The 26577-nt window shown below is 73.7% G+C and carries 24 protein-coding genes; 11 read left to right on the forward strand and 13 right to left on the reverse strand.

Features of this window, described 5'->3' with window-relative positions:
* Window positions 1–3: 3 nt before the first annotated feature.
* The 3 genes from ACH4OW_RS04755 to ACH4OW_RS04765 all read right to left on the reverse strand — a co-directional run bounded on the left by ACH4OW_RS04755 (window position 4) and on the right by ACH4OW_RS04765 (window position 4567).
* The gene (locus ACH4OW_RS04755; RefSeq protein WP_360132813.1) at window positions 4–1911 is read right to left on the reverse strand and encodes an AAA family ATPase; all 1908 of its coding nucleotides are present in this window, start codon (window positions 1909–1911) and stop codon (window positions 4–6) included.
* 438 nt (window positions 1912–2349) lie between these two features.
* Complete coding sequence (locus ACH4OW_RS04760) at window positions 2350–2958, reverse strand: uridine kinase (protein ID WP_398024947.1); 609 nt, start codon at window positions 2956–2958, stop codon at window positions 2350–2352.
* Window positions 2959–3052: 94 nt separating this feature from the next.
* On the reverse strand, window positions 3053–4567 hold the full coding sequence (locus ACH4OW_RS04765; protein WP_398024948.1) for a flavin-containing monooxygenase: 1515 nt from the start codon (window positions 4565–4567) through the stop codon (window positions 3053–3055).
* Between the two features lie 225 nt (window positions 4568–4792).
* Here ACH4OW_RS04765 and ACH4OW_RS04770 point away from each other — a divergent pair, with 225 nt between their 5' ends.
* Window positions 4793–6151 (forward strand): peptidase C39 family protein, encoded by a 1359-nt coding sequence (locus ACH4OW_RS04770; protein ID WP_360132807.1) that lies wholly within the window; start codon window positions 4793–4795, stop codon window positions 6149–6151.
* Window positions 6152–6185: 34 nt separating this feature from the next.
* Here the strand turns inward: ACH4OW_RS04770 and ACH4OW_RS04775 are convergent, their stop codons facing one another.
* From ACH4OW_RS04775 to ACH4OW_RS04795, 5 genes are all read right to left on the reverse strand, one after another.
* Window positions 6186–6881 (reverse strand): HAD-IA family hydrolase, encoded by a 696-nt coding sequence (locus ACH4OW_RS04775; RefSeq protein ID WP_360132804.1) that lies wholly within the window; start codon window positions 6879–6881, stop codon window positions 6186–6188.
* A 101-nt stretch (window positions 6882–6982) separates the two neighbouring features.
* Window positions 6983–7693 (reverse strand): phosphatase PAP2 family protein, encoded by a 711-nt coding sequence (locus ACH4OW_RS04780; protein ID WP_398024951.1) that lies wholly within the window; start codon window positions 7691–7693, stop codon window positions 6983–6985.
* A gap of 185 nt (window positions 7694–7878) precedes the next feature.
* A complete protein-coding gene (locus tag ACH4OW_RS04785; RefSeq protein ID WP_398024953.1) occupies window positions 7879–8817 on the reverse strand; it encodes a M56 family metallopeptidase in 939 nt (312 codons plus the stop codon).
* A gap of 172 nt (window positions 8818–8989) precedes the next feature.
* Window positions 8990–9550, reverse strand: coding sequence for a DUF5134 domain-containing protein (locus tag ACH4OW_RS04790; RefSeq protein WP_398024955.1), 561 nt, complete (start codon window positions 9548–9550; stop codon window positions 8990–8992).
* Between the two features lie 164 nt (window positions 9551–9714).
* Window positions 9715–10107 (reverse strand): glyoxalase superfamily protein, encoded by a 393-nt coding sequence (locus ACH4OW_RS04795; RefSeq protein ID WP_398024957.1) that lies wholly within the window; start codon window positions 10105–10107, stop codon window positions 9715–9717.
* 131 nt (window positions 10108–10238) lie between these two features.
* Here ACH4OW_RS04795 and ACH4OW_RS04800 point away from each other — a divergent pair, with 131 nt between their 5' ends.
* Window positions 10239–10772: a GNAT family N-acetyltransferase gene (locus ACH4OW_RS04800; RefSeq protein WP_398024959.1), complete on the forward strand. Its 534-nt coding sequence runs from the start codon at window positions 10239–10241 to the stop codon at window positions 10770–10772.
* Between the two features lie 49 nt (window positions 10773–10821).
* Here the strand turns inward: ACH4OW_RS04800 and ACH4OW_RS04805 are convergent, their stop codons facing one another.
* The gene (locus tag ACH4OW_RS04805; RefSeq protein ID WP_360132786.1) at window positions 10822–11505 is read right to left on the reverse strand and encodes a glycerophosphodiester phosphodiesterase family protein; all 684 of its coding nucleotides are present in this window, start codon (window positions 11503–11505) and stop codon (window positions 10822–10824) included.
* 598 nt (window positions 11506–12103) lie between these two features.
* On the opposite strand from ACH4OW_RS04805, the gene ACH4OW_RS04810 reads away from it, so the two are divergent.
* The 4 genes from ACH4OW_RS04810 (at window position 12104) to ACH4OW_RS04825 (ending at window position 16370) form a co-directional block, all read left to right on the forward strand.
* Complete coding sequence (locus ACH4OW_RS04810; RefSeq protein WP_360132783.1) at window positions 12104–13501, forward strand: DUF6421 family protein; 1398 nt, start codon at window positions 12104–12106, stop codon at window positions 13499–13501.
* 47 nt (window positions 13502–13548) lie between these two features.
* Window positions 13549–14310 carry an SDR family NAD(P)-dependent oxidoreductase gene (locus ACH4OW_RS04815; protein WP_398024962.1) on the forward strand — a complete coding sequence of 254 codons (762 nt, stop codon included), beginning with the start codon at window positions 13549–13551 and terminating at the stop codon, window positions 14308–14310.
* Window positions 14307–15377 (forward strand): threonine aldolase family protein, encoded by a 1071-nt coding sequence (locus tag ACH4OW_RS04820; protein ID WP_398024964.1) that lies wholly within the window; start codon window positions 14307–14309, stop codon window positions 15375–15377. Before ACH4OW_RS04815 ends, ACH4OW_RS04820 begins: the two co-directional genes overlap by 4 nt.
* A gap of 291 nt (window positions 15378–15668) precedes the next feature.
* Window positions 15669–16370 (forward strand): B3/4 domain-containing protein, encoded by a 702-nt coding sequence (locus tag ACH4OW_RS04825; RefSeq protein WP_398024966.1) that lies wholly within the window; start codon window positions 15669–15671, stop codon window positions 16368–16370.
* Between the two features lie 19 nt (window positions 16371–16389).
* On the opposite strand, the gene ACH4OW_RS04830 is transcribed toward ACH4OW_RS04825, so the two are convergent.
* Window positions 16390–17103 carry a lysophospholipid acyltransferase family protein gene (locus ACH4OW_RS04830; RefSeq protein WP_398024969.1) on the reverse strand — a complete coding sequence of 238 codons (714 nt, stop codon included), beginning with the start codon at window positions 17101–17103 and terminating at the stop codon, window positions 16390–16392.
* A 298-nt stretch (window positions 17104–17401) separates the two neighbouring features.
* Here ACH4OW_RS04830 and ACH4OW_RS04835 point away from each other — a divergent pair, with 298 nt between their 5' ends.
* The 5 genes from ACH4OW_RS04835 (at window position 17402) to ACH4OW_RS04855 (ending at window position 21625) form a co-directional block, all read left to right on the forward strand.
* Entirely contained in the window at window positions 17402–17767 is a 366-nt protein-coding gene (locus ACH4OW_RS04835; RefSeq protein WP_398024971.1) for a thioredoxin family protein, read from the forward strand.
* 210 nt (window positions 17768–17977) lie between these two features.
* Window positions 17978–18502, forward strand: coding sequence for a flavin reductase family protein (locus ACH4OW_RS04840; protein WP_398025237.1), 525 nt, complete (start codon window positions 17978–17980; stop codon window positions 18500–18502).
* A 260-nt stretch (window positions 18503–18762) separates the two neighbouring features.
* Complete coding sequence (locus ACH4OW_RS04845; protein ID WP_360132768.1) at window positions 18763–19548, forward strand: electron transfer flavoprotein subunit beta/FixA family protein; 786 nt, start codon at window positions 18763–18765, stop codon at window positions 19546–19548.
* A 57-nt stretch (window positions 19549–19605) separates the two neighbouring features.
* The gene (locus ACH4OW_RS04850; RefSeq protein ID WP_360132765.1) at window positions 19606–20568 is read left to right on the forward strand and encodes an electron transfer flavoprotein subunit alpha/FixB family protein; all 963 of its coding nucleotides are present in this window, start codon (window positions 19606–19608) and stop codon (window positions 20566–20568) included.
* A 187-nt stretch (window positions 20569–20755) separates the two neighbouring features.
* A complete protein-coding gene (locus ACH4OW_RS04855) occupies window positions 20756–21625 on the forward strand; it encodes a SigB/SigF/SigG family RNA polymerase sigma factor (RefSeq protein WP_398024974.1) in 870 nt (289 codons plus the stop codon).
* Window positions 21626–21701: 76 nt separating this feature from the next.
* Here the strand turns inward: ACH4OW_RS04855 and ACH4OW_RS04860 are convergent, their stop codons facing one another.
* From ACH4OW_RS04860 to ACH4OW_RS04870, 3 genes are all read right to left on the reverse strand, one after another.
* Window positions 21702–21923 (reverse strand): DUF5133 domain-containing protein, encoded by a 222-nt coding sequence (locus tag ACH4OW_RS04860; protein ID WP_398024976.1) that lies wholly within the window; start codon window positions 21921–21923, stop codon window positions 21702–21704.
* 156 nt (window positions 21924–22079) lie between these two features.
* The gene (locus tag ACH4OW_RS04865; protein ID WP_360132756.1) at window positions 22080–22598 is read right to left on the reverse strand and encodes a DinB family protein; all 519 of its coding nucleotides are present in this window, start codon (window positions 22596–22598) and stop codon (window positions 22080–22082) included.
* An 81-nt stretch (window positions 22599–22679) separates the two neighbouring features.
* Complete coding sequence (locus tag ACH4OW_RS04870; protein ID WP_398024978.1) at window positions 22680–26486, reverse strand: helix-turn-helix domain-containing protein; 3807 nt, start codon at window positions 26484–26486, stop codon at window positions 22680–22682.
* Window positions 26487–26577: the final 91 nt, after the last annotated feature.

The raw sequence follows: 26577 nt of genomic DNA on the forward strand, positions 1-26577 counted from the left end.
CGGTCAGAGCGGCGGCGGGGCCTCCGGGCCGGGGCCGGTGGCCGGGCCGCGGCCGGACAGGACCTCGCCGTACGCCTGCATCAGGTCGGGCAGCCGCAGGGTGGCCAGGTCGTCCCGGGCCGGGGTGCAGGACCAGGTGGACAGCCGCAGGTCACGGTAGGCGCAGCTCTTCTCGTACAGGGTGCGCAGGAAGCGGCCGTTGCCGAGTTCGTCGATCCAGCCCTGGTCGACGACGTGCGCGCTGATGCTGCGCAGCTCCTCCAAGGACTCCTCGTCCCAGTGGTCGCCGTTCTCGGCGGCCAGTACCTCGCCGATGGCCGTCAGTTCGGGCGGCCGGTAGCTCGGGAAGTCGACGCGCGAGGTGAAGCGCGAGGACAGACCGGGGTTGGCGGCCAGCAGGCGGTCCATGCCCTCCGGGTAGCCGGCGAGGATGACGACGAGGCGGTCGCGGTTGTCCTCGGCGCGCTTGAGGAGCACCTGCAGCGCCTCGTCGCCGTACGCGTCGCCCTTGCTGTACGCCGAGTTGGACAGGCTGTACGCCTCGTCGACGAACAGCACCCCGCCCAGCGCCGAGTCGATCAGCTCGTTCGCCTTCACGGCGGTCTGGCCGAGGAACTCGCCGACCAGGTCCGCCCGTTGCGCCTCGACGAGGTGGTCGCCGCCGAGCAGCCCGAGGGCGTAGAACACCCGGCCGAGTATCCGGGCCACGGTGGTCTTTCCGGTGCCGGAGGGCCCCGAGAACACGAAGTGTCGTTTCGGCGGCTGCACCGGCAGGCCCTGCCCCGCCCGCAGCCGCGCCATGCGCAACTGCGCCGACAGCGCCCGCACCTGACGCTTCACCGGTTCCAGCCCGACCATGCGTTCCAGCTCGGCCAGGGCCTTCTCCAGCAGCACCGGGTCGGGCGGCCCGGCGGGCAGCTGCTCGGCCCCGCGCGGGCCGCCCGGTGCGGCCTTCTCCCGTACGGCCGGCCCGGCGTCCCCGGGCGAGCCGCCCGCCAGGTCGCCGTCCGGGCCCTCCGGCTCGGTCGCGGCCAGCAGCTCCCGCCCGTCCACCGGGTCGAGCGGGGACAGCGGATCGAGGTCGCCGCCCGCCTCCTGGCCGAAGCCGGCGGCGGAGACGGCCGCCAGGTCCGTGCCCTCCTCCAGGCCGTCGCCCTCGGCGATGGCCGCGAGCCGCGCCGAGGTGTCCATGAACGCCGGGTCGACCCGGTGCACCGAGCGGTACAGCGGCAGCGCGGCCGCGCTGCGCCCGGTGCCCTCGTGGGCGCGGGCGAGCCAGTACCGCAGCTCCTTGCGCTGCGGCTGCTCGCTGCGGCAGCGCATCAGGGCGGCCGACAGCAGCGGCTCGGCCTGCCCGTACATCTCCTGGCGCACCCGTGCCATGCCGCCGAACAGCCCGGACTCGATGCCGAGCAGCGGGTCGTCGAGCAGCGGTTCGGTGTGCCGTACGAGCTGGTCCCAGTCCTTGACGAGGTAGGCGCGGCAGGCGTGCAGAAAGCGCACCTGCGGGTCGGTGTCGACCGGCGGGCAGCCGGCCAACGCCTGGTCCAGCTCGCCGACATGGCGGCCGTCGAGCCAGTGCGAGGCGTGCGCCAGCAGCAGGTCGCGGCCGGTCTCCAGCACGGGCTGCACCCACCAGCCGAGCCAGTACCAGGAATTGAGTGTGCGCCGGTGCCGGGCCCGCTGTTCGCCGAAGCGGTCGCGGTGCCGGTGCATGCGCAGCAGCGCGGTCGAGGTGTCCGCACGCAGTGCGTGCAGGCCGAGCCATCCGTCGGCCATCGTCGGATCCATCCGCACCGCGGCCCGGAACTCCTCCTCGGCCTGCGGGTACGCGCCTACGGTGTAGGCGTCTACCGCGCGCAGCCAGGCGAGTTCGGCCGGGGCGTGTGTGCCCTGCGTGCCGAATTCCATCACGTCCCCCACAAAACGTCCCCCGTGGTGTGCCGCCGGGCGAGTGCCAGGCCGCAGCGTGTTCGAACCGCTGTGCTGTGGACGGGAATTGCTCGCCGCCCGGGCTCATCGCGTGCGTCCTTCGGTGGCACGGACTCGCATCGTACCTGCGGTATCGGTGCAGGCCGAAGAGGGCGGTACGAGGGAAGGCGAGGCTCCGCGGCGCGAAGAATGCGGTGACATAGGGTGAGGAGGGCGAGTGCCGTGCGGCGCGCGATGAGCGCCCGGCACAGAACGAAGCCCCCGATCACGGGGGAACAACCGGGGGCTTCGCGTCTGCGGGCGGTCCGTCAGAACCGCACATTGAGAACGTAAGTCCTGTACGCCCCCCAGGTCAAGCCGAGTTGAGGCAGTCGGCGGTACCCGCACGGCGACGATCTGCGTACCGGCTGTGGTCCGTCACGTACGGTGAGGATTCCGGAGCGCACCACCCGCACCACCGGGCCCCGGCAGCACCTCGTAGCCCTCGTTCAGCGCGTGTACCAGCAGATCGGCGTGCGGACGCGAGGGGTCCGCCGCGAAATGGGCGCGCTCCGCCGGAATCCAGTCATTCCAGAACGCGGAGAGGTCCGGACCGTCCCGGAGCCGTCCCCTGTCCCAAGAGTGACCGGCCGTCAGTTCCATCCACAGCAGGCACGCCAGGTACGGGCGCAGGGCGCGGCGGCCCGCGCCGACGCCCTCCACGATGACGGCGTGCGCCGGTGCCAGCTCCCGGCGCGCGGTGAACTCCCTGCGCTCCCAGTCGTACACCCGGTACCGCGCGCGCTCCCCCCGGGACAGTGGTTCCAGCACCTCGGCCCGGAACCGGTCCGTCCAGGCGAACAACGCGTCATGGGTGGCGATGTCGTCCAGATGGACGACCGGGGCGCCGCCGAGCGCCGCGGCCAGGTGCCGCGCGAAGGTGCTCTTGCCGGACCCGGCGTGCCCGTCCACCGCGATCAGACGCACGGGACCACAGGACGGGGGCAGCGCGCGCAACCGGTCGGCGAGGCCGGCCGGCGCGGACACGGGAGACACGGACCGCGCCGCCGGACGGGACGGCAACGGCCGGATCGGTTCTTGACTCACGCTGCTGCCTGTCTGACGGGGCCGGGGACCGCGATCAGCGTATCCAGCCCCCGGGACCCGCGGCCCGGCCGAACCGTACGCCCTGGTCGGCGACGGGCCCGCGGCGCATCCGGTACGCGTCGCGCGGGTAGTTCTGCGGCACCCGCCAGGGCGCGGCCGGCCCCTGCTTGGGCAGGGCGCCGAGGCCGCGCCGCACGTAGCCGGACGTCAGGTCGAGCAGCGGGCCCAGCGGCAGGGAACGGTCGGGGGAGCGCGGTGTGCAGACGTCGTAGCCGTGCGCGTCCATGTGGCGGAGCAGCCGGCACACGTACCGGGCGACGAGGTCGGCGCGCAGGGTCCAGGAGGCGTTGACGTAGCCGATGGTGAACGCCAGGTTCGGCACGCCGGACAGCATCATGCCCTTGTAGGCGACGGTGTCGGCGGGGACGGTCTCCGCGCCGTCGACCACCAGCCGGGCGCCGCCGAGGGCGAGCAGGTTCAGTCCCGTGGCGGTCACGACCAGGTCCGCGTCGAGACGGCCGCCCGACGCCAGCCGCAGGCCCGACGCCGTGAAGGTCTCGATGCGGTCGGTCACGACCGACGCCCGCCCCTCGCGCAGCGCCGCGAACAGATCGCCGTCCTGCACGAGGCTCAGCCGCTGGTCCCACGGGTCGTACGCCGGGGTGAAGTGCGTGCCGACGTCGTACCCCGGCGGCAGCCGGCGGGTCACGCCCCTGCGCAGCAGCGCCTTGGCGGCTTCCGGGGCGCGGCGGCTGAACTGGAAGAACGCGAGGCTCAGCAGCACGTTCTTCCAGCGGACGGCGGGGGCGGCCACCCGCACCGGCAGGGCCCGCAGCAGGCCCTGGGCGACCGGGTCCCGGGACGGCAGGGAGAGCACGTAGCTCGGCGAGCGCTGGAGCATGGTCACGTGCCCGGCCCGTTCGGCGAGCGCCGGCACCAGGGTGACCGCCGTCGCGCCGCTGCCGATCACCACGACGCGGCGGCCGGTGTGGTCGAGGCCGGCGGGCCAGTGCTGCGGGTGCACGACCCGGCCCGCGAAGTCGCCGATGCCGGGGAAATCGGGGGTGTACCCCTCGTCGTAGCGGTAGTAGCCCGTGCACATGAAGAGGAACGAGCAGGTCAGGCGGACGTCCGAGGCGCCGGCCGGCCGGTCGTCGGGCGGCTCCCCGCCCCGGCCCGTGCGGGCCTCCACGGTCCACCGGGCCCGTGCGGACGACCACGACGCCTGCACCACCCGGTGGCCGAAGCGGACGGCCCGGTCCACCCCGTGCTCCTGCGCCGTGGCGCGGATGTAGTCGCGGATGGCGGCACCGCCGGCGAGGGACTCGGGGCCCCGCCACGGCCGGAACGCGTACCCGAGCGTGTACATGTCCGAATCCGAGCGCACGCCCGGGTAGCGGAACAGGTCCCACGTCCCGCCGATGGCGTCCCGCCCCTCCAGGATCGCGAAGGTCCGGCCGGGAAAGGCGCGCCGCAGGTGGCAGGCGGCGCCGATGCCGGACAGGCCGGCCCCGACGATGACGACGTCGACGTGCTCCGCAGCATCCACGGACCCGTCCTCTCTCCCTCACGCGGGGCCGCGGTGGCGGCCCCTGCTGCCGCATCCTGCTGATCCCTGTCGCGACGCGCGGCGAACCGCTGGCCGAAGGGCGGGTCCAGGAGCAATAGTTGAGCCACGGCCGCCGGGCGGCCGTACCCGCCCCTGCCACCCCGCCCGTCCCGCCCCACCGCTCTCCTGGCTCATCCCATCGCATCCGACTGGGGGACCTCCACCATGAGCAGACCCACGCCCCGGCGTACCGTCCTGGCCGCCGCCCTCGCCGTCGCGGCCGGCGCCGCCACCCCGCTGGCGCACGCCGCCTCCCCTTCCGCACCGTCCGCCGCACCGAAGGCGAAGCGTCTCGTGGACTACCGAGCCTGGCACACCGCCGCCGACTTCAACCAGGGCGCCGCCAACGGCACCCGCGTGGTGAACGGAGGACGCCCAGGGGTGGCCATCGGCACCCCGGCCGGCTCGGCCGACTACCGGGACCCGCACACCGGTACGACCGCCACCTGGGAGTACGCGGTCTGGACCTCCCCCCTCCGTACGCTCAAGGTGCCGTCGACGGAAGCCGTCGCCTCCTGGAACGCCCACACGCCGGCCGGCACCTGGATCGCCGTGGAACTGCGCGGCACGTACAGCGACGGCAGTACGACGCCCTGGTACGTGATGGGCCGCTGGGCCGCGGGGGACGGCGACATCCGCCGCACCTCCGTCGACGGCCAGAAGGACGGCAAGAGCAACATCTCCACCGACACCTTCGCGATCGACAACCCCGCGAGCGGCCTGCGGCTGAGCGCGTACGAACTGCGGGCCACGCTCTACCGCAAGCCCGGCACCACCCTCACCCCCACCGTCTGGCGCCTGGGCCTCATGGGGTCCGACGTGCCCGACCGCTTCGACGTGCCCGCCACCAAGCCGGGCGCCGCCACCGGCCGTGAACTGACCGTGCCGCGCTACTCGCAGGAAACCCACAAGGGCCAGTACCCGGAGTACGACAACGGCGGCGAGGCCTGGTGCAGCCCCACCTCCTCCCAGATGATCATCGAGTACTGGGGCCGCAAACCCACCGCCGCCGACCTGGCCTGGGTCAACCCCGCCTACGCCGACCCCCAGGTCTGCCACGCCGCCCGGTACACCTACGACTACCAGTACGCCGGCTGCGGCAACTGGCCCTTCAACACCGCCTACGCGGCCACGTACCGGAACATGGAAAGCGCCGTCACCCGGCTCCGCACCCTCTCCGACGCCGAGACCCTGATCCGCGCCGGCATCCCCGTCATCACCTCCCAGTCCTTCATGGCGTCCGAACTGACCGGCGCGGGCTACGGCACGGCCGGCCACCTGATGACCGTCATCGGCTTCACCCGCACCGGCGACGTCGTCGCCAACGACCCCAACTCCCCGACCAACGCCGCCGTCCGACGCGTCTACAAGCGCCGCGAATTCGAGAACATCTGGCTCCGCACCAAACGCAAGAACGCCGAAGGCAAGGTAGTCAGCGGCACCGGCGGCATCTGCTACATCTACTTCCCCACCGACATCTCCACCCCCCAACGAGAGGCTCTGGAAGCAGTAGGCATCCGCTGAACCGCCGGGCGTGGGGTACGCGTGTCCGTGATGGTCAGCCCGCCAAGGTGAGGGTGGGGCGCAGGCCGTTGGGGCGTTGGTGTACTGGGAGGTGGTCTACGGGCAGGTAGGTGCAGCCGAGTGCGGTGGCGCCGCCGTCGGCCTCCCGGTCGTCGCCCACCATCAGGACGTCCGCGGGGTCCAAACCCAGTTCCTCGCAGGCGATTTCGAACAGCCGCGGGTCCGGTTTCTGGATGCCGTGCTCGTACGACAGGACGTACCGGTCGACGAGGTGGTCGAGGCCGTGGGCGCGGAGCACCGGGCGCAGGTCCCAGCCGATGTTGCTGACCACGCCGACGCGCAGGCCGCGTCGCCGCAGTTCGCCGAGCACCTCGGCGGCGTCGGGGTACGGCGCCCACGCGGCGGGCGTCATGTGGCGCTCGTACAGCGCGTCGTACAGGGCGTCGTCGGGGAGCGGCACCTGCCGGGCCAGGCCGGTGTACAGCTCGCGGTGCCGGTCGGCGCTGCGGTCGCGGACGTCCCAGAGGGCGGCCAGCTCGGATGGCAGGTGCACCGGTGAGGAGCCGCCGGGCAGCGCGCCGGCGCGGCTCAGTTCCGCGGCGAGGCGGACGATCTCCTCCTCCGCCACCCGCGTTCCGGTCTCCTCCAGCACCGTACGCAACCAGGTCTCCGGCGACTCGATCCGCGCGAGCGTCCCGGAGAAGTCGAACAGCACTCCCTTGATCGTCATGCCGCCATCCTGGACCGCCGCACGGCCCGCTTCCAAGAGGGCGCCCGCGGCGCGTCCGGGAGCGCCGGGGCGCGGCTCGCGTGCCGACGGGCGCCGTACGGCTATCGGCGGGTTCCGTACCGGCGCGAGTACGTGATCGCCGCGATGCCCACGAGGGCCGCGCCCAGGAGCCAGCCGCCGAGCACGTCGGTGGCCCAGTGGACCCCGAGGTAGACGCGGGTGAAGCCGACGCCCGCGACGGACACGGCGGTCAGGGACGCGGCGCACCACAGCCACCGCCGGCGCGTGCCGTACAGGCGCAGCAGCCACAGGGCGAGGCCGCCAGCGACCGCCGCCGTCATCGCGTGTCCGGAGGGGAAGGCCGCGTACTGCGCGGAGTCCACCGGGTCGGGCCACACGGGGCGGTGCCGCCCTACGACGGCTTTCAGCACCTGCTGGAGTGCCGTGCCCGCGGCCGCGGTGCCGGCGACCCAGCAGCCGAGTGTCCATTGCTTGCGTCGCAGCAGGGCGATGACCACGACGGCCAGCAGGGCCCGGAAGGTCCACGGATCCCAGATCCAGTCCGAGAAGACCTTGTTGGCCTGGGTCAGGCCGGGGTCTGCGACGGCCGTGCGGTGCAGGGTTGCCGCGATGGCCCGGTCGAAGGCGAGCAGCGGGCTCCAGTGGGCGGCGACGAGGGTGAGGAGGGTGATGAAGGGGAGGGTGAGGAGGGGGACGAGGAAGGGGAGGGGGAGGGACGGGCGGCCGGTGTGGGTGTCTGCCGGGTTCGGTGGTCCGGTGGTGGGCGGGGAGGAGGGCGGACTGGGTGCCATGGGCGAATCCTCGCCGAGGGGGCCGGGGCGGGGCCAGTGCCGCCGGAGCGAACGCTTCCGTGCGCCCGCACGGCGTCGGCCGCGCCGTACCCGTATGTCGGTACGTCGGTATGTGGGTAAGTTGGCATGACCGTACGTCCGTACATACATCCGTGCGTCAGTACGTCCCGTGCAGCGCCGGTGCGTCAGTACGTCAGCGCGCTCAGCCCCGGTACGAACGCCACCAGCAGCGGCACCGCCGGGACCAGGGCCGCGAACGCCGTCATGCGCAGCCGGCGGCCGGGTGTGAAGCGCGGTGCGGGGGCCAGCAGCCGGTCCACCCGGTGCGGGAGCTGGGTGCGCTGGGTGGGGCACGGGCCGAACACTCCGCGGTCCTCGTTGAGTTCGACCAGGGCCAGGGCGATCGTCAGCCGCCCGAAGCGGTGCGAGGCCACGTCGTCGGCGGCCAGTTCCACCAGCCGGTGCACCTGGTCGCGGAACGCGGCGAAGACCGGGACCTGCGGGAAGCCGGCCGCGAGCGCCGAGGCGCAGTGCAGGAGGACGTCGTGGCGGGCCCGTGCGTGGCCCTGCTCGTGCGCGATCAGCGCGTCCAGCTGACGGCCTTTCAAGCGACGCAACGCCGAGGTGGTGACGACCAGTTGGGGCGCGGCGCCGTGCAGCCACCACGCCTCGGGCCGGTCGCCCTCCAGTACGACGAGCCGGTCGCCGGTGCGCTCCTCGCCGGGCAGCAGCGGGGAGCGGCGCAGCAGGTCGGCACGTCGCTGCCGGCGGCGGGCGCGGGCGCCGCGTACCTCGCGGGTGAGCATGACGGCCGTCCACGCGCCGCCGCACGCCAGTACCGCGGCCAGTACGCCGGACCAGGGGCCGTACGCCTTGAGCGCGTACGCCTCGACGACGACGCGCGGCGCGTGGCCGAAGAGGTGGCTGCGTACGGCTTCCCACGCGGCGGCGCCGCTGAGCGACATCGCGAGCACACAGCACAGCAGGACGGCGGCGACCACGCACTGCCACACCCAGAGGGCGAGCACCGGTTCGCGGTCGGGCCAGTCGGCGCGGGCCATCAGGCGCGGCGCCATCGCCGCAGCCAGCGCGCCGAGCATCATCAGCGCGAGCGGGACCATCATGGACGTCAGCCTATGAGCGGGCGGCTACGCGTAGGTAGGTTCCCGCTTGGAAGTGACGTATACCACCGACTGCCGTGACGGGTGGTGGTCAAGGGTGTTCGTGGGGGCTGTCGTCTTCGCGAGGCCAGTGGTGCTCGTGGTGCTCGCGGGGCGGCCGTTTCGTGATCGCCGGTCAGAGGGTCAGCAGCATCGCGAACATGCCGATGCCCATCGTCACCCGGCACGCGCCCACCACCTCCGGCCACGCGGCCCGCGCCCGGTCGGCCGGGCCGGGGGCGCCTGCCGGGCGCCAGGCGCCCGCCGGTGCGAGCCGCACACCGGCGGCGACGATGTACACGGCGTAGTACGCCAGCAGCAGCCCCGTGAGCACCGGCAGCCCGCCCGGCCCCGCGGCGCCCAGGTGGTGCCCCGCGTGCCCGCCGCCCACGGCCGGCATCGCCAGGGACATGTAGACCATCGCCGCCGCTCCCACCGCGTGGTGCGGATGCCGCCGCCGCAGCGCCCACAGGCCCACCGCGCCGAAGACGGCCGCGAACACCCACGGCCACCAGGACGGCGGCGCCACCGCCGAGGCGGGCAGCGCCATCGCCGCCATGCCCAGCCCCATCAGCGCCTCACCGCGCGCCTCCCGCCGCTGCGCGGCCGTACCGCGGCGCACGCTCGACAGGCAGTACGCGCCCGCCCCGGCACACAGCAGCACCAGCAGCCAGCCGACCCATGCCGGTCCGTGCACGGTGTACCTCCCCGAGAACCCGTACCGGTACAGCCGCATGGTGCCCCGCCGAGGGCGCGCGGACCCCCGCCGTGCACCGGGAACCGGGAGCGCACGGACGCAAAAGGGGAGCATGCCCGGGGAGGGCGCCGGTGGGGCCGGTGGGGTTCCGCCGGGCCGGGGGCTCAGATGCCGGGGCGGTAGCGCAGCGGGTGGTCCGCGGGGACCTCCGTCAGCACGATCCGGTGGCCGTCGGGGTCGGCGATCCACATCTCGATCAGGCCCCACGGCTCCTGCACCGGCGGACGCAGCACTTCCACGCCGCGCGCGGCCAGTTCCTTGTGCGCGGCGGCGGCATCGGCGACCTGGAGCCACAGTTGGAGCGTGGCCGTAGGGGACTCCTGGGAGCGGCCGGAGACCTCCAGGAAGCCGCCGCCGAGGAAGAAGACCGTGCCGCGCTCCGGGCCCGTACCGAATTCGCGGTAGACCTCCAGGCCCAGCGCGCTGCCGTAGAACTCCCGCGACCGTTCCGGGTCGGACGGCCGCACCAGCACCCTGCTGCTCAGTACATGAACCATGTTGCGGACCCTACGCCGTCGGGCGGCGGGCCCGGGGGTCTTGTTAGCCTCCGGTGCGGGCGCACCGTCCGCCACGGCGCCCGCGGCCCGTACCGCCGCGCCCCGTACGCCACCGGAGAGGATGCCCGCCCATGACGACCGCCGAGCTGACCTTCAGAGCCGCCACCGAGGCCGACGTCCCGGCGGTCGTCGAGCTGGTCGAGTCGGCCTACCGGGGCGACGCGAGCCGGGCCGGGTGGACCACCGAGGCGGACCTGCTGGAGGGGCAGCGCACCGACCCGGAGGGTGTCGCGGCCGTCGTGCGCCACGCGGACGGCCGGCTGCTGCTCGCCGAGATCGCGGGGGAGACCGTCGCCTGCTGCCAGCTCGAACACCGCGGTGATCACGTGTACTTCGGGATGTTCGCGGTCCGGCCGAAGCTCCAGGGCGGCGGCTTCGGGAAGGTCGTGATGGCCGAGGCAGAGCGCACCGCCCGCGCCGAATGGGGCGCGGCCGAGATGCGGATGACCGTCATCCGGCAGCGTGCCGACCTGATCGCCTGGTACGAGCGCCGCGGCTACCGCCGTACCGGCCGGATGACGCCGTTCCCGTACGGCGACGAGCGGTTCGGCATCCCGCAGCGTGCCGACCTGGAGTTCGAGCTGCTGGTCAAGACGCTCGACTAGCTCCGGCCTCCGGGGGCGCCCGGCCGCGGTGCGGCCGGGCGGTCCCGCCTCAGGCCGTGAACCGCACCGCCCGCCGGATCTCGGGGAAGTCGGTCACCACGCCGTCCAGCCCCAGCCCGCGGCTCAGCCGGAGCTGGTCGTGGGTGTTGACGGTCCAGCCGACGACGTCCAGGCCCGCGCTGTGCGCCAGGTCCGCCAGCTCCAGGGTGAGCCGCCGGATGTCGAGGGAGAGCATCGCGGCGCCGACGGCCCGTGCCCGGTCCACCACCTCGGTGCCGTACTCCTCGGCGACCAGCGCGGTCCGTACGCCGGGCAGCAGCCTGGCGACGGTGGCCAGCGCCTCGTCGTGGAAGGAGATCACCTGGACCCGGCCGGTCAGGTCGCGGGCGCGCAGCACGTCCGCGAGCACCCGGGCGGCGGCCGCGTCCTTGATCTCCGCCTGGAGCGGCGCCCGCACCGCGTCCACGATCTCCTCGAACACCGGGACGCGCTCGCCGTCGCCGGCGTCCAGTTCGCGCAGCTCGGCCAGCGTGCGGTCGGCGACCGGGCCGGTGCCGTCGGTCGTGCGGTCCACGTCTGCGTCGTGCATCACCACGAGCGCGCCGTCCTTGCTCAGGTGCAGGTCCAGCTCGATGACGTCGAGCCCCTCGCGTTCGGCGCGGACGAACGAGCGCAGGGTGTTCTCCGGCTCGACGCCCATCAACCCGCGGTGTCCGATGGTGAGAAAGGACAAGGCTGCCTCGTTTCTGTCGGGGGTGCTAACCGATGCGTGCCGACCGTGGTCCACGGCTGCTCGAAACGGCGCACAGCCTAACGGGGCGTCGAAGTGGCGGATCCGATGTCGGACAGCCCTCTCACGTGGCCGGAACGGGGACTTGCCAGGCCCGTGGCCGGACCCGTCGGTGCCGCGGAATCAGGAATCGGCTCACTCGTACGTGGGCGAGTCCTCCGCGCACTGACGCGAAGGGCCGGGAGAGCCGGTCCGGCGTGGCTTCCCGGCGGGCCCCGGTGGACGGAACCGGTCAGCCGCGGCCCGTGGCGCGGGGGGCGCGCCGTCCGCCGGGCGGACGGGATTCGACCGGATCCGGGCCCTGGCACGCGCGGTGCCGCCCGGCCCGCCCGTATGGGCCGGGCGCCTCGGGGTACGTGCTGGAGGAAGCGCGGCTGGTGTGCGTCAGGGTGAGAGAAACTGCTGCCTCCGCTTCATCGGACGGGAAAAAAATCCGTGACCATGGGGGTTTAGCAGAACAATTTCCTCTGCTGCTCTTGAGAAGGCGAAGGTCTCCTGGTTACCGTGTCCGCACAACAGGATCTCCTGCCGGAGGGTAGTCATGACGGAAATTCTTTCGCCTGTGGATGCCCCAGGGGGCGCCGCGACCGCAGAGCGTGTGGTCGCGCACCCGGCGTGGCCGGTGCTCAAGGACGCCATCGAGACCATCCGCCCATGGCAGTCCAAGGACGGCTCGGTCGACCTGGACGCCGAGGGCGCGCCCCCCGCCGACATCGTCCGGCACGAGGTCGAGCGCGCCATCGCGGCCATCGAGGCGCTGGCGCCGCTGCTCCCGCACGACGCCGCCTACCACCGGGCCCTCGTGGCGGACCTGCGCGGCTGGGCCGACGGCGGCTTCGCGGTGCCGGACTTCCTCGACTCCCTGCTGGCCTTCCAGCCCGCGCGGCAGCGGTCCGACGGCCTCCAGCACCTGGTCGTCTTCCCCATGTACACGCAGAACGGCAACCCGGACCGCAACTTCGAGGCGGTCGTGCTGCGCATGGTCTGGCCCGACTGGCTGGCCGAGCTGGAGCGCACCCGCTACGACAACCCGCTGTTCTGCGGCATCACCTTCGAGGACTTCACCGCCGGGTACGACACCAACTCCGCGGTCCTCTTCCCGGAGACCATCGCGGTGCGCGAGGCGCCCGAGCGCTTCACCTGGGGCGGCATCTTCTGCGACCGTGAGGCCGCCCGCTTCCGCCGGGTCAGCGAGGCCGCCGTCCGGACGCTGGGCGTCGAACTGCCGGCGGACCTCCGGGAGATGCTCGCCGACCAGGACCGCTGCCAGCAGGCCTTCGTGCTCTGGGACATGGTCCACGACCGCACCCACAGCCACGGCGACCTGCCCTTCGACCCCTTCATGATCAAGCAGCGGCAGCCGTTCTGGATGTACGGCCTGGAGGAGCTGCGCTGCGACCTGACCGCCTTCAGGGAGGCCGTCAAGCTGGAGGCGGAGGGTTTCCGCCAGGCCCGCGACGTGCAGTACGCGGTGATCTTCGACCGGATGTTCCGCTTCCCCGTCACCGGCGACCGGGTGCGCAACTACGACGGCCTCGGCGGCCAGCTGCTCTTCGCCTACCTGCACCGGCACGACGTCGTACGCTGGACGGACAACACCCTGCACATCGACTGGGAGCGGGCCCCGCAGGTCACCAACCAGCTGTGCGGCGAGATCGAGAAGCTGTACCGGGACGGCATCGACCGGCCCAAGCTGGTCCACTGGTTCGCCGCCTACGACCTCGTCTCGACCTACCTCGCCCCGCACCCCGGCTCCGTCTGGGCGAAGGGGCCGGACGCCCTCGACCTCGACAAGCCGCCGCGCAAGCTGGTCGACGACGTCCTGCCGGACGAATTTCCGCTCAGCATGTTCTACGAGGCCCTCGCCAAGAAACTGCGCGGCGTGATTGCCTCCACCAAGGGCATCACGGCCGAGCGTGACGTACCGGTGACGGTGTGAGCACCGGCGGCGTACCCGGCCGGCGGGAGCACGAGGAGACGAGGGACATGAGTACTGCGACGAACGGCCAGGGGCCACTGGAAGGCGCGGTCATCGCGGTGGCCGGCGCCGCGGGCCCCGCGGGGCGGGCCGCACTGCTGCGGCTGGCGGAGGCCGGCGCGACCGTCGTGGCGTCGGACGCTGACGCCGCGCGACTGGCGGAGGCCGTGGACGCCGCCCGGTACGCGCACGGCGGCGCCACCGTCACCGGCGACACCGTGGACCTGCTGGACCTGGCCGCGACCCGGGCCTGGGCGGACCGCACGGAGAAGGAGTTCGGCCGGATCGACGGCCTGGTGCACCTGGTCGGCGGCTGGCGCGGCTCGGCGTCGTTCGCCGAGACCGACCTCGCCGACTGGGACCTGCTGGAGAAGCTGCTCATCCGCACGGTCCAGCACACCTCGCTCGCGTTCCAGGGAGCGCTGGAGCGCTCGGGGAACGGCCGCTTCCTGCTGATCAGCGCGGCGGGCGCGAGCAAGCCGACCGCGGGGAACGCCGCGTACGCCGCGTCCAAGGCGGCCGCCGAGGCGTGGACGCTGGCCCTCGGCGACGCCTTCCGCAAGGCCGGGGGCGCGGACGGGCCCAGGGCCGCGGCTGCCATCCTGGTGGTCAAGGCGCTCGTCAACGACCAGATGCGCGCCGAACGCCCGAATGCCAAGTTCGCGGGCTTCACGGACGTCAAGGACCTGGCCCAGGCCATCAGCGGCGTCTGGGAGCGGCCCGCCCGGGAAGTGAATGGACAGCGTCTGTGGCTGACCCCCGAAGCGTGACCGAACGGCGGACCGACGCGCAGCGGCGCCACGACCTGGCGGTGCGCGGCTTCGCCAGCGACAACTACGCCGGAGCCCACCCGGAGGTGCTGGCGGCCATCGCCCTCGCCAACGGGGGACACCAGGTCGCCTACGGCGAGGACCAGTACACCGAGCACCTCCAGCGGGTGATCCGGAGCCACTTCGGGCAGACCGCCGAGGCGTTCCCGGTCTTCAACGGCACCGGCGCCAACGTCGTCGCCCTCCAGGCGATGACCGACCGCTGGGGCGCGGTGATCTGCGCCGAGAGCGCGCACATACACGTCGACGAGTGCGGCGCCCCGGAGCGGGTCGGCGGGTTGAAGCTGCTGACCGTGCCGACCGAGGACGGCAAGCTCACGCCCGAGCTCATCGACCGCCAGGCGTACGGCTGGGACGACGAGCACCGCGCCACGCCGCAGGTCGTCTCGATCACCCAGAACACCGAGCTGGGCACGGTCTACACCCCCGACGAGGTGCGGGCGATCTGCGAGCACGCCCACGAACGCGGCATGCTCGTGCACCTGGACGGGGCACGGATCGCCAACGCGGCGGCGTCGCTGGACGTGCCGATGCGGGCGTTCACGAACGCGGTCGGCGTGGACGTGCTCTCCTTCGGGGGGACGAAGAACGGCGCGCTGTTCGGCGAGGCCGTGGTGGTCGTCAACCCGGACGCGGTGCGGGCGATGAAGCACGTACGCAAGATGTCCATGCAGCTGGCCTCGAAGATGCGCTTCATATCCGTGCAGTTCGAGGCGCTGCTCGCGCGCGACCTGTGGCTGCGCAACGCCCGGCACGCCAACAGCATGGCCCGGCGGCTCGCCGCCGGCGTCCGCGAGGTCGACGGCGTGGAGATCCTCTACCCCGTCCAGGCCAACGCGGTCTTCGCCCGGCTGCCACACGACGTCACCGAGCGCCTCCAGAAGCGCTACCGCTTCTACTTCTGGGACGAGGCGGCGGGCGACGTCCGCTGGATGTGCTCCTTCGACACGACCGAAGAGGATGTGGACGGCCTGGTGGCGGCGCTGCGCGAGGAGATGGGCCGGTAGGCCGACCGCTTGCGGGTGCGTGGCCGTGGGGGGGGGGGGGGGGGGGGGGGGGGGGGGGGGGGGGGGGCGGCGGGGGGGGGGGCGCGGGGGGGGGCGGGGGGCGGGGGGGGGCCGCCGGCGGGGCCCCCCGGGGCCCCCCCCCCCCCCCCACCGCTGTGTGCGCCGCACGCGCACATGGTGCAATGCAGTGAACCGGCTGGTGCTGTTTGCTGAACCATGCCCGGCTGTGCTCCAATGCTGGCGGCCCCACGCACCACTCATCCACCCCCGCGATTCCGAGGCACGCGCACCATGACTTTCCCCCTGCACGTCTCCGACGAGGTACGCGCCCTGGCGCCCGGCTTCGGCTATGTCGCCGTCGAGGCGTACGGCCTGGCCAACGGGCCCAGCGACGAGGCCGGTTCGGCCCTCCTGGACGCGGCCGCCCGACGGCTCGCGGAGCGGCTGGACGGCCGCGCCCCGCAGGACGACCCGCACATCGCCGCCTGGCGCGCCGCGTACACCGCCTTCGGCAGCAAGCCGTCCCGCACCCGCAACTCCGCCGAGGCCCTGGCCAAGCGCGCCCTGGCGGACGGCGGGCTGCCCCGCATCAACCGCCTCGTCGACCTCTACAACGCCATCAGCGTGGCCCACCTGATCCCGGTCGGCGGCGAGGACCTGGACCACATCCGGGGCGGCATGCGACTGGTGCGGGCCACCGGCGCGGAGCCCTTCGCGACCGCGGCCGGCGGCGAGCAGGTCGTCGAGCACCCGGAGCCCGGCGAGGTGGTCTGGTGCGACGACGAGGGCGTGACCTGCCGCCGCTGGAACTGGCGCCAGGGCGTGCGGACGCGGCTGACCGACTCCTCGGTGAACGCGCTGTTCCTGCTGGAGCGGATGGCGCCGATGAGCGTCGCGGAGCTGACCGCGGCGGCCGCCGAACTCGCCGAGGCGCTGGAGAAGACCTGCCCCGGCGCCCGCGTCGAGGTGGGGGAGCCGCGGCTCTTCGACTGAGCCGCGAGCCCCCGCGGACTCAGGCCGTCGCGCCGGGCGCCGGTGCCGTGCCGCCGAGGTGGGCCGGTACCCACCAGGTGTCGTCCGGGCCCTTGGGGCGTACGGGGTAGGCGCGCTGTGCCGCCTCCAGCAGGTCCTGTACGCGGGAGCGCAGCCGGTCGGTGATCTTCTCGGCCTGCTCGTCCGGCGACGCCTCCACCGGCTCGCCGACCCGGATGGTGATGGGGAAGTGGTTGCGGCCCAGGTCCCGCTTGTGGCCCTTGGTCCACAGGCGCTGGGTGCCCCACAGCGCCATCGGCAGCAGCGGCACCCCGGCCTCCTGCGCCAGCCGGGCCGCGCCCGACTTGAAGGTCTTCAGCGTGAAGGACTCCGAGATCGTCGCCTCCGGGAAGACCCCGATGATCTCGCCGCCGCGCAGCGCGCTCAGCGCGTGCTTGTAGGCGTGCACGCCCTGCGCGCGGTCCACCGGGATGTGCTTCATGGCGCGCATCAGCGGCCCGGACACCTTGTGCCGGAAAACCGATTCCTTGGCCATGAAGCGCACCAGGCGCTTGGCGGGCCGGGCCGCCAGCCCGCAGAAGACGAAGTCCAGGTATCCGATGTGGTTGCTCACCAGGACCGCGCCGCCGCGCCGGGGGATGTGGTCGGCCCCGGCGATGTCGAACTTGAGGTCGAGCGCCTTGAAGACCGTGCGGGCGGCGCCGATGACGGGCGGATAGACGAGCTCTGCCATGTCGGGGGACCCCTTTTCTGTGCCTGGGGAGGGTACTCCCGGCGAAGAAGTTACGCAGCCGTAAGTATGCGGCTTTCGGGAGATCGTGCCCGATCAGCGCCGCGGCGGCTACCGTGCGGGCCCGCGCTGCCGGGAGATTCTCGTCACGTGGTGGTCACCTCGTGCGGTTGCCCCCCGCAGCAGAAGGTACACCTCGTGTCCCGGAGCGTAACCGGGTACGCCCTTCCGGAGCCGCACCGGGAATGATTGGAGGACCGGGGACGCTGCACCCGTCGACGACTGGACTTCGGTGCGCACCGTGCTGCGCACCTGCCGCGACGGGAGGCTGACGGTGCGAGGGCGGGACGTGGGGACGCGGCTGGGCGCCGCGGAAGTGGGCGCCGAACTGGGGAGGCGGGCCACGCTGGTCCAGTTCTCCAGCGCCTTCTGCCAGCCCTGCCGGGCCACCCGGCGCACCCTGGCCGAGGTGGCGGGCATGGTCGACGGGGTCGCCCACGTCGAGATCGACGCCGAGGCGCATCTCGGCCTGGTGCGGACGCTGGCGATCCGGCGCACGCCCACCGTCCTGGTGCTCGACGCCGACGGCGCGGTGGTGCGCCGCGCGGCCGGTCAGCCGCGCAAGGCCGGCGTCATCGCCGCTCTGGGGGACGCCGTCCGTGATTGATCTCCCAGAAACCCGGCGCCGCTTGACTGCCCGGCTCACGCGTCGTCAGGGTGACGTCATGCGGTCAGGCTTCCTTCTTTGCGGACGCGTGTACGTGGACCTTCTGCGCACCGCCGGCGCGCGCTGTCCGGGCGCGTGAGCAGCGACGACTCCAGCGGCTCCGGCAACGGCGCCGCTCCGGCCCGCACACCACGGCAGAAGGACAACTCCATGACGGCACCGACCGGCCTCGGCACCTCCCGCTCCGCCGCCCCCGACCTCCTGCGCTCCGTCTTCCGGCAGCACGCCGCCGGCGTCGCGGTGATCACCGCGCCCGGAACCCGGCCCGCCGGTTTCACCGCCACCTCCCTGACCTCGGTGGCCGCCGATCCGCCGCTGCTCTCCTTCGGCATCAGCACCGGCGCCTCCAGCTGGCCCGCGGTCTCCGAGGCCGGCCACATCGGCGTCCACATACTCGGCGAGCACCAGCAGGAGCTGGCCGCCACCTTCGCGCGGAGCGGCGCCGACCGGTTCGCCGCTCCGACCTCCTGGCGCTCCGGTCCGTACGGCGTACCGGTGCTGGACGGCGTGTTGGCCTGGCTGGTCTGCGAGGTGGTGGCCCGGGTGCCCGCCGGGGACCACCGCATCGTGCTCGGCCGGGTCGTCGAGGGCGACCCGGAGGTGCATCCGGGCCCGGCCGGGCAGAGCCGGCCGCTCCTCTACCACCAGGGCCGCTTCAACGCGCTGCGCGACTGAGTATCCGGCGGCGCGGCCCGGCCGTTCCCAACGCTTCGCGCGGGCCGTCGGTTCCGTGCCGCCGGCACTTCGGCCTCTCTCGTATCCGTTGGCAACGTCACAGTTCAACGGCCTTGCTTCCGGGGAATGGGGTGGATGTACTGGCGGGTAATATTTCGGTCGGCGCGGGGAACGTATCCGATCGAAAAGCCGCCCCAACAGGCGCCTATGCTGCCAGCACAAGGCAGTTCTGAAGATTCGAAGCAGGTAGGAGAGCCGGCGTGAGCCTGAGGATCGTTGTCTGTGTGAAGTACGTGCCCGACGCCACCGGCGACCGGCACTTCGCCGAGGACCTGACCGTCGACCGCGACGACGTGGACGGCCTGCTCTCGGAGCTCGACGAGTACGCGGTCGAGCAGGCCCTTCAGATCAAGGAAGCTGCCGACGACGCGGAGATCACGGTCCTGACCGTCGGCCCCGAGGACGCGAGCGACGCGCTGCGCAAGGCCCTGTCGATGGGCGCCGACCAGGGCGTACACGTCGAGGACGACGACCTGCACGGCACCGACGCGCTCGGCACCTCCCTCGTGCTCGCCAAGGCCATCGAGAAGACCGGCTACGACCTGGTCGTCTGCGGCATGGCCTCCACCGACGGCACCATGGGCGTGCTCCCCGCGCTGCTCGCCGAGCGCCTGGGCGTACCGCAGGTGACCCAGCTGTCCGAGGTCTCCGTCGAGGACGGCGTCGTCAAGGGCCGCCGGGACGGCGACACTGCCACCGAGCACCTGGAGGCGTCGCTGCCGGCCGTCGTGTCGGTCACCGACCAGTCCGGCGAGGCCCGTTACCCCTCCTTCAAGGGCATCATGGCCGCCAAGAAGAAGCCGGTGGAGTCCCTGGACCTGGAGGACCTGGACATCGAGGCGGACGAGGTCGGCCTGGAGGGCGCCTGGACCAAGGTCGAGGAAGCGGCCGAGCGCCCGGCCCGCACCGCGGGCACGATCGTCAAGGACGAGGGCGAGGGCGGCAAGCAGCTCGCCGAGTTCCTCGCGGGCCAGAAGTTCATCTGAGCCCCGGAACCCCCGTCCGCCCAACCGCCCTCATTTTTCCCGCAGGAGAGCAATCCCATGGCTGAAGTCCTTGTCTACGTCGACCACGTGGACGGCGCCGTCCGCAAGCCCACCCTCGAACTGCTCGCCCTCGCCCGCCGCATCGGCGAGCCGGTCGCCGTCCACCTCGGCCCCGGCGCCGACACCGCCGCCGCCACGCTCGCCGAGCACGGCGCGGTGAAGGTCCTGGCCGCCGACGCGCCGGAGTTCGCCGACTACCTGGTCGCGCCGAAGGTCGACGCGCTCCAGGCCGCGTACGAGGCCGTCTCCCCGGCCGCCGTCCTGCTGCCGTCCTCCACGGAGGGCAAGGAGATCGGCGCCCGCCTCGCGGTCCGCATCGGCTCCGGCATCATCACCGACGCCGTCGACCTGGAGGCCGGCGACGAGGGCCCGGTGGCCACCCAGTCCGTCTTCGCGGCCTCGTACACCACCAAGTCCCGCATCACCAAGGGCACCCCGGTCATCACCGTCAAGCCCAACTCCGCCGCGCCGGAGGCCGCGCCGGCCGCCGGTACGGTCGAGCAGCTCGCGGTGACCGTGGCCGACGCCTCCAAGGGCACCAAGGTCGTCTCGCGCACCCCGCGCGAGTCCACCGGCCGCCCGGACCTGACCGAGGCCGCGATCGTGGTCTCCGGTGGCCGCGGCGTCAACGGCGCCGAGAACTTCCCGGTCATCGAGGCGCTCGCCGACTCGCTCGGCGCGGCCGTCGGCGCCTCGCGCGCCGCGGTGGACGCCGGCTGGTACCCGCACACCAACCAGGTCGGCCAGACCGGCAAGTCCGTCTCGCCGCAGCTGTACATCGCGGCCGGCATCTCCGGCGCGATCCAGCACCGCGCCGGCATGCAGACCTCGAAGACCATCGTCGCCATCAACAAGGACGCCGAGGCGCCGATCTTCGACCTGGTCGACTACGGCGTGGTCGGCGACCTGTTCGAGGTCGTCCCGGCCCTCACCGACGAGGTCAAGACCCGCAAGGGCTGACCCGCCGGGCACGGCCCGCCCGTGCCGCACGAGTGACGCGCCAAGGGCCCGTACGCACCGCGTACGGGCCCTTGGCCGTATGCGAGACGGGGCCTACTGGCCTTCGGGCGGGGACGTAAGCCCCGGGTTCCGCGGATTCCGGCGGGCATGACCGAGGGTGCCGGATCCCGAAGGAAAGGCCCGCACCATGCCCCAGACCGAATCCGTCACCGACGCGCCGGCGGACGCCCTGCCCGGCACCGTGCCCGCCGGGCTGCCGCGGCCTGCGGACGTGCGTGCGATCACGCCCCAGGACGCCCGCGAGCTGACGCCGGTCCTCTTCGAGCGGCTGGCCGCCTTGCCGGAAGGCGGCCCGGAGCATCAGTACACGCGCACCTGCCTGGTCGAGATGAACCTGTCCCTGGTCCACTACGCGGCCCGCAGGTTCCGCGGCCGGGCCGCCGACATGGAGGACATGGTCCAGGTCGGCACCGTCGGGCTGATCAAGGCGATCGACCGGTTCGAGCCCGCCCGCGGCGTGCGGTTCAGCGCCTTCGCCATCCCGTACGTCGTGGGGGAGATCAAGCGGTTCTTCCGGGACACCAGCTGGGCGGTACACGTACCGCGCCGGCTCCAGGAACTCCGTATCGACCTGGCCAGGGCGGGGGAGCGGCTCGCCCACGACCTGAACCGCGCGCCCACCCCTTCCGAACTGGCCCAGTACCTGGAACTGGACCGGGAAGAGGTCGTCGAGGGGCTGTACGCGTGCAACGGGTACTCCGCCGATTCCCTGGACGCCCCGGCGGAGGAGGACGAGGCCCGGCCGTCGGGCGGCGCGGTGGCCGCACGCCTCGGGCACGAGGACCCCGGCCTGGAGAAGGCGGAGAACGTGCAGGCGCTCAAACCGCTGCTGGAGGGTCTGGAGGAGCGGGACCGGCGGATTCTGCACCTGCGGTTCGGCGAGGAAATGACCCAGACGCAGATCGCAACGGCGCTCGGGCTCTCCCAGATGCAGGTGTCCCGGCTCTTGACCCGCATCCTGGCGAGCCTCCGTGCGGGAATGCTGGAAGAAAACTGACCCGGCCCCCGTGACGGGTGTGTCCCGCCTCCCGCCGTTTCCGGCAGAAGGCGGGACACACGCCGTTTCTCTCGCGTCAGGCCGCCCTGCGGTATTCGGCGTCGTGCGCCCGCAGCAGCCGCCGCGCCTCGCGGAGCGCGGCGGCGGGGTCCCGGTGGCCGGTGTAGACGCCCAGGGTGTAGGACACGTCGCCGAGGCGTACGGGTTCCGGGCCGCCGTCCGGCCCGTGACCGGCACGGGTAATCCGCTGGTGTTCCTGTACGAGGTCCCGCAGCACCTGGTAATTGATCAGCCGCATGGCGCGTCCCTTTCGCTGGAAGCCGTCTTCCCGACGCCTTTCGACGTGCCCCGGCGGAGGCGGCGGGCGGCGGGCACATGGTCCCGGGCGGACGGGACTTCCGCCCTCCCGCCGCTGCCGAATGGCACTGGTCGGGGAGGGGTTCCGAGCAGGACGTCACTCCCCGGTGACGCCGTCGATCCGCTCGCGCAGCAGGTCGGCATGGCCGTTGTGCCGCGCGTACTCCTCGATCATGTGGACGTACACCCACCGCAGGCTGATCGTCCGGCCGTCCGCCGTCTCGAAGGTGTCGTCCAGGCTCCGGTGGGCCACGGCCTGGTCGGCGGCGGCGATCTCGGCGCGCAGTTCGGCGAACCGGGTTTCGGCGGTGGCGGTGTCCAGGACCTCGAAGTCCGCGTCCGGCTGCTCCTCGGTGTAGTGCAGCGGCGCCACCTTCTGGCCCGCCACCCGGTGCCGGAACCAGACGCGCTCCACTTCGGCCATGTGCTGGACGAGGCCGAGGAGCGTCAGGTTCGACGGTGCGGCGCTCGCCTGGACGAGCTGTTCCGGGGTGAGGCCCGCGCACTTGGCCAGCAGGGTGTCGCGGTGCAGGTCCAGCCAGCCTTGCAGCATCGTGCGTTCGTCCGCCACGTAGGGCTCGGTGCGGCGGTCAACCTGTGGTGCAGTCCATGTCATGCGGGAGAGTGTCACCCGGCGCGGCCGGCAGCGCCATGGGTTATTTCCGCAGCGCAGCCGGGCCCTTGGTGCCGCCGTGCGTCAGCGGCCGCAGAGCGGGTCGTACGGAACGTCGGGCAGCACCTCCCGCCAGCGCGCGGGCCCGGTCCTGCCCAGCAGCGGGCAGATGCGTCCGGCCACCCGGCCCGCGTCCAGGTCCCACAGGCGCACCGCGCCGTCCGCGCCGGTGCTCGCCAGCGTCCTGCCGTCCGGGGCGTAGGCCACCGCCCACACCGCGTCGGTGTGCCCGGTCAGTGTGGCGACCGGCGCGCGGGCGGCCGTGTCCCAGATCCGTACGGTGTGGTCGAAGCCGACCGTCGCCAACTGCCGCCCGCTGGGCCGGAAGGCGATGCCGCGCACCGAGCCCGTGTGGCCGCGGAGCACGCCGGCGGCCCGCAGCCCGCGGGTGTCCCACAGGCGCACCGTCCGGTCGTTGCCCGCCGAGGCGAGCGTGCGTCCGTCCGGGCTGAACGCCACCGCCCACACCGCGCCCGTGTGCCCGCGCAGCACGGCGACCGGGCGGTGCGTGGCGACGTCCCACAGCCGTACCGTACGGTCGTCGCTCGCGCTGGCCAGCAGCCGCCCGTCCGGGCTGAACGCCACGGCGTTGACGAAGTCGTCGTGCCCGTTCAGGACGGCGGACCGGCGCCGGGCGACGTCCCACAGCCGTACCGTGCCGTCCTCGCTCGCCCCCGCCAGCAGCCGCCCGCGCGGGGCGAAGGCGACCGCGAACACCGAGCCCTGCGGGCCTTTCAGCACGCCCCGGCGGGCACCGCTCGCCGCGTCCCACAGCCGTACCGTCCCGTCGGCGCCCGCGGTGGCGAACGTCCGCCCGTCCCGACTGTAGGCCAGTCCCCGCACCGGGCCGCGGTGGCTCCACAGGGGCGGGCCCAGCTGCGTACGGGAGGGCACGTCCCAGCGGTGCACCGAGCCGTCGGCGCCCGCGGTGGCCAGGCGCCGGCCGCCGGGCGCGAAGGCGACGGCGGACCGGCCCGAGACCGGCCGGGCGGTCAGGGCGGCGCCGGCCGGGTCCCACAGGGCGAGCGTCCGGTCGAAGCTGCCGGTGGCGAGGGTGCGGCCGTCGGGGGAGAAGGCGACGGCGAGCACGTAGTCGCTGTGCCCGGTGAAGGAGGCGACGGGGCGGCGGGTGGCGACCTCCCACAGGCGCGCGGAGCCGTCGCCCGACGCGGACGCGAGGGTGTTGCCGTCGGGGCTGAACGCCAGTGCGTTGATGTCGTCGTTGTGGCCGCCGAGCCGGCCGGTGACGGCCATCCGGCGGGTGTCGTAGAGCGTGACGGTGCGGTCCGTGCCGCCGACGGCCAGCGTCGTGCTGTCGGGGCTGAACGCCACCGCCACCGCGCCGTTGCCGTGTCCGGTGCGGTCGGCGCGGACGGTGGGAGAGGCGGGGCCGGTGGTGATGCCGGGCGCGGTGCCGGGGCCGGGCGCGGTCAGGCCGGGCGGCAGCCGCCACACGCGCAGCCGGCCGTTGCCGTCCCCGCGGGCCAGCAGCCGCCCGTCGGGACTGAACGCCACCTTGCCGGTAGCGGCGCCCCCGCGCCCCGGCAGGCGGGCGATCGGCCGCATCCGGGGCACGTCCCACAGGCACACGCTGCCGCCGGGGCCGGTGACGGCGAGGACGGCGTGCCGGGCGGTGCCGGCAGGGGGGTTCGCGCCGTCCTGCCCGCCGGAGCCGCCCAGCGCGAAGGCCACCTCGCCGCCCGGCCCGTCGCCGGGTACGACGGTGGCCGGGGCGCGGCGGCCGGTGGCCCACAGGCGGGCCACGCCGTCCGCGTCACCGGCCGCCAGCAGCCGGCCGTCCGGGCTGTAGGCGACACCGCGGACGCGCGCCGTGCCCGCCTTGAGGGCCGGGCCCAGCGGGCGGCGGGTGGCGGGGTCCCACAGCCGGACCGTGCCGTCCGAACCGCCGCCGGCCAGGACGCGCCCGTCGGGGCTGAACGCGGCTCCGTTGACCGGCCCTTGATGGCCTGTCAGGCGCCCGGCGAACGGCCTGGCCTGGGTGCTGAGCAGCGCGCTGCGGGAGGCGGGGGAGGGGTTCAGGCGGTACGCCTCGGCGGCGAGCAGTATGGCCGCCTCGGGCTGGCCGGTGGCCACCTGGGCGGAGCGGGCGGCCAGTTCACCGGCGTACGCGTCCCGGCGTCCGGCCTCCGCAGTGCGCCACTGCTGGAGCGCCAGCGCCCCCGCGCACACGGCGAGGACGAGCAGCACGGCAAGGGTCCCGGCGAGCCTGCGGCGGCGGCGCACCCGGCGGCGTCCGGCCCGGGCAGCGGCCTCCTCGCCCGCCTGCGAGGCGTGCAGGAACTCCGCCTCCAGCGGGCTGAGCCCGGCGCTCTCCCCCTGCTGCCCGGCCCATTCGCGGGCCACCGCCAGCCGCGTCCCCCGGTACAGCGCCGCCGCGTCCCGGCCCTCCCGCTTCCATGCGCCCGCCGCCTCCGAGAGCCGCTGGTGGACGACGAGCCCGGCCCGGTCGGCGCGGATCCAGCCGCGCAGCCGCGGCCAGGCCCGCAGCAGCGCCTCGTGGGCGATCTCCACCGTGTCCGCGTCGAGGGTCAGCAGCCGGGCGCGGACGAAGACGTCGATGACGGCGGCGGTCTTCTCCGGCTCCGGCAGATGGTCCAGGAGCCGGTCGTGCGGCACGCGGCGGCGCGTCTCGCCCGCGATCTCGCCGACCTGGACGAGCCGCAGCAGCACCTGCCGCGCCGTGTGCCGCTCGGCGGAGTCCAGTCCGGCGTACACCCGTTCGGCGGTGGTGGCGACGGCGCCGTGCAGGCCGCCGGTCAGCCGGTAGCCGGCGACGGTGAGGGTGCGGCCGGTGCGCTGCTGCCAGGTGGCGAGCAGGGCGTGGGCCAGCAGGGGCAGGGCGCCGGCGGCCGGTTCGTCGTCCTCGCCGATGCCCAGGTCCGCCAGGAGCAGTTCCTCCAGGCCCGCTTCCAGTTCGAGGGCCGCCTCCCGCGCCGGCCGGGTGATCGCCGCGCGCACTTCCGGTACGGACATCGGCCGCAGCGCGAACACGCCGGAGGACAGGGCCCGTACGAGGGCGGGGTGGTCCATGCACTGGCCGTAGAAGTCGGCGCGTACGCCGAGGACCACCGCGCACGGGGCGTGCCGGGCGGCCGCGCACAGCGCCGTGACGAACGCGCGCCGCTCGCGGGAGTCCTCGCAGGCGGTGAAGACCTCCTCGAACTGGTCGACGACGAGGACCAGGCGCCTGCCGGGGCCGAGGGCGGCGCGGACGGCGTCCGCGAACCGGCCGGGCGCCTCGGCCAGTTCCCCGGCGGTGGTGCGCGCGCTCGGCGCCGCCGGGTCCGGCGGGGTCTCCGCCAGCCCGGCCAGCGTTCCGGCGAGTTCGGCGAGGGGGTGCGGTCCGGGCGTCAGCACGCGGGCCGGCCAGTGCCGGGATCCGGGGAGGGCGCCGGAGCGCAGGGCGGGCAGCAGCCCGGCCCTGAGGAGGGAGGACTTGCCGGCGCCGGACGGGGCCGCGACGATCAGCGGCTCGGCCGCGTCCACGCGTTCGGCGAGGCGGCCGACCAGTGCGGCGGTGGCGCGCTCGCGGCCGAAGAACCAGGGGGCGTCCTCGGCCGTGTAGCTGGCCAGCCCCGGGTACGGGCAGCGGTCGCCGGGGACGCGGGCGGCCAGCAGCCGGGCGAGGGCGCCGTTCCCGGTCAGTGCCGCGTCGCAGCGGCGGGCGACGTCGGCGGTCGGCGGCTTCTCGCCGTTCTCGATCTTGCTGAGGTAGCCCTTGCTGTAGTGCACCAGCTCCGCCAGGCTCCGGAGCGAGACCTCCTTCTCCCGCCGCAGCCGCCGCAGTGCGTCCCCGAAGTCCTCCGGCATCCGGCCCCCTGCGCCTCGTGCGGCCGCCCGGCCGCCCGGCCGTCCGCATCGCGCCGGTGATGCTACGCACGGGCGGCCGGGGCCCGCCGCC

Source organism: Streptomyces sp. NPDC017056 (assembly GCF_044332485.1).
Classification (GTDB): domain Bacteria; phylum Actinomycetota; class Actinomycetes; order Streptomycetales; family Streptomycetaceae; genus Streptomyces.

What these genes read in the sequence shown, in the direction of transcription:
- ACH4OW_RS04860 (WP_398024976.1), bottom strand. Translation starts at nt 21,923, where the DNA reads ATGCGGCTGATCAATTACCAGGTGCTGCGGGACCTCGTACAGGAACAC.
- ACH4OW_RS04855 (WP_398024974.1), top strand. Translation starts at nt 20,756, where the DNA reads ATGCCCCAGACCGAATCCGTCACCGACGCGCCGGCGGACGCCCTGCCC.
- ACH4OW_RS04865 (WP_360132756.1), bottom strand. Translation starts at nt 22,598, where the DNA reads ATGACATGGACTGCACCACAGGTTGACCGCCGCACCGAGCCCTACGTG.
- ACH4OW_RS04830 (WP_398024969.1), bottom strand. Translation starts at nt 17,103, where the DNA reads ATGGCAGAGCTCGTCTATCCGCCCGTCATCGGCGCCGCCCGCACGGTC.
- ACH4OW_RS04810 (WP_360132783.1), top strand. Translation starts at nt 12,104, where the DNA reads ATGACGGAAATTCTTTCGCCTGTGGATGCCCCAGGGGGCGCCGCGACC.
- ACH4OW_RS04755 (WP_360132813.1), bottom strand. Translation starts at nt 1,911, where the DNA reads ATGGAATTCGGCACGCAGGGCACACACGCCCCGGCCGAACTCGCCTGG.
- ACH4OW_RS04780 (WP_398024951.1), bottom strand. Translation starts at nt 7,693, where the DNA reads ATGGCACCCAGTCCGCCCTCCTCCCCGCCCACCACCGGACCACCGAAC.
- ACH4OW_RS04840 (WP_398025237.1), top strand. Translation starts at nt 17,978, where the DNA reads ATGACGGCACCGACCGGCCTCGGCACCTCCCGCTCCGCCGCCCCCGAC.
- ACH4OW_RS04770 (WP_360132807.1), top strand. Translation starts at nt 4,793, where the DNA reads ATGAGCAGACCCACGCCCCGGCGTACCGTCCTGGCCGCCGCCCTCGCC.
- ACH4OW_RS04795 (WP_398024957.1), bottom strand. Translation starts at nt 10,107, where the DNA reads ATGGTTCATGTACTGAGCAGCAGGGTGCTGGTGCGGCCGTCCGACCCG.
- ACH4OW_RS04825 (WP_398024966.1), top strand. Translation starts at nt 15,669, where the DNA reads ATGACTTTCCCCCTGCACGTCTCCGACGAGGTACGCGCCCTGGCGCCC.
- ACH4OW_RS04870 (WP_398024978.1), bottom strand. Translation starts at nt 26,486, where the DNA reads ATGCCGGAGGACTTCGGGGACGCACTGCGGCGGCTGCGGCGGGAGAAG.
- ACH4OW_RS04850 (WP_360132765.1), top strand. Translation starts at nt 19,606, where the DNA reads ATGGCTGAAGTCCTTGTCTACGTCGACCACGTGGACGGCGCCGTCCGC.
- ACH4OW_RS04815 (WP_398024962.1), top strand. Translation starts at nt 13,549, where the DNA reads ATGAGTACTGCGACGAACGGCCAGGGGCCACTGGAAGGCGCGGTCATC.
- ACH4OW_RS04775 (WP_360132804.1), bottom strand. Translation starts at nt 6,881, where the DNA reads ATGACGATCAAGGGAGTGCTGTTCGACTTCTCCGGGACGCTCGCGCGG.
- ACH4OW_RS04785 (WP_398024953.1), bottom strand. Translation starts at nt 8,817, where the DNA reads ATGATGGTCCCGCTCGCGCTGATGATGCTCGGCGCGCTGGCTGCGGCG.
- ACH4OW_RS04800 (WP_398024959.1), top strand. Translation starts at nt 10,239, where the DNA reads ATGACGACCGCCGAGCTGACCTTCAGAGCCGCCACCGAGGCCGACGTC.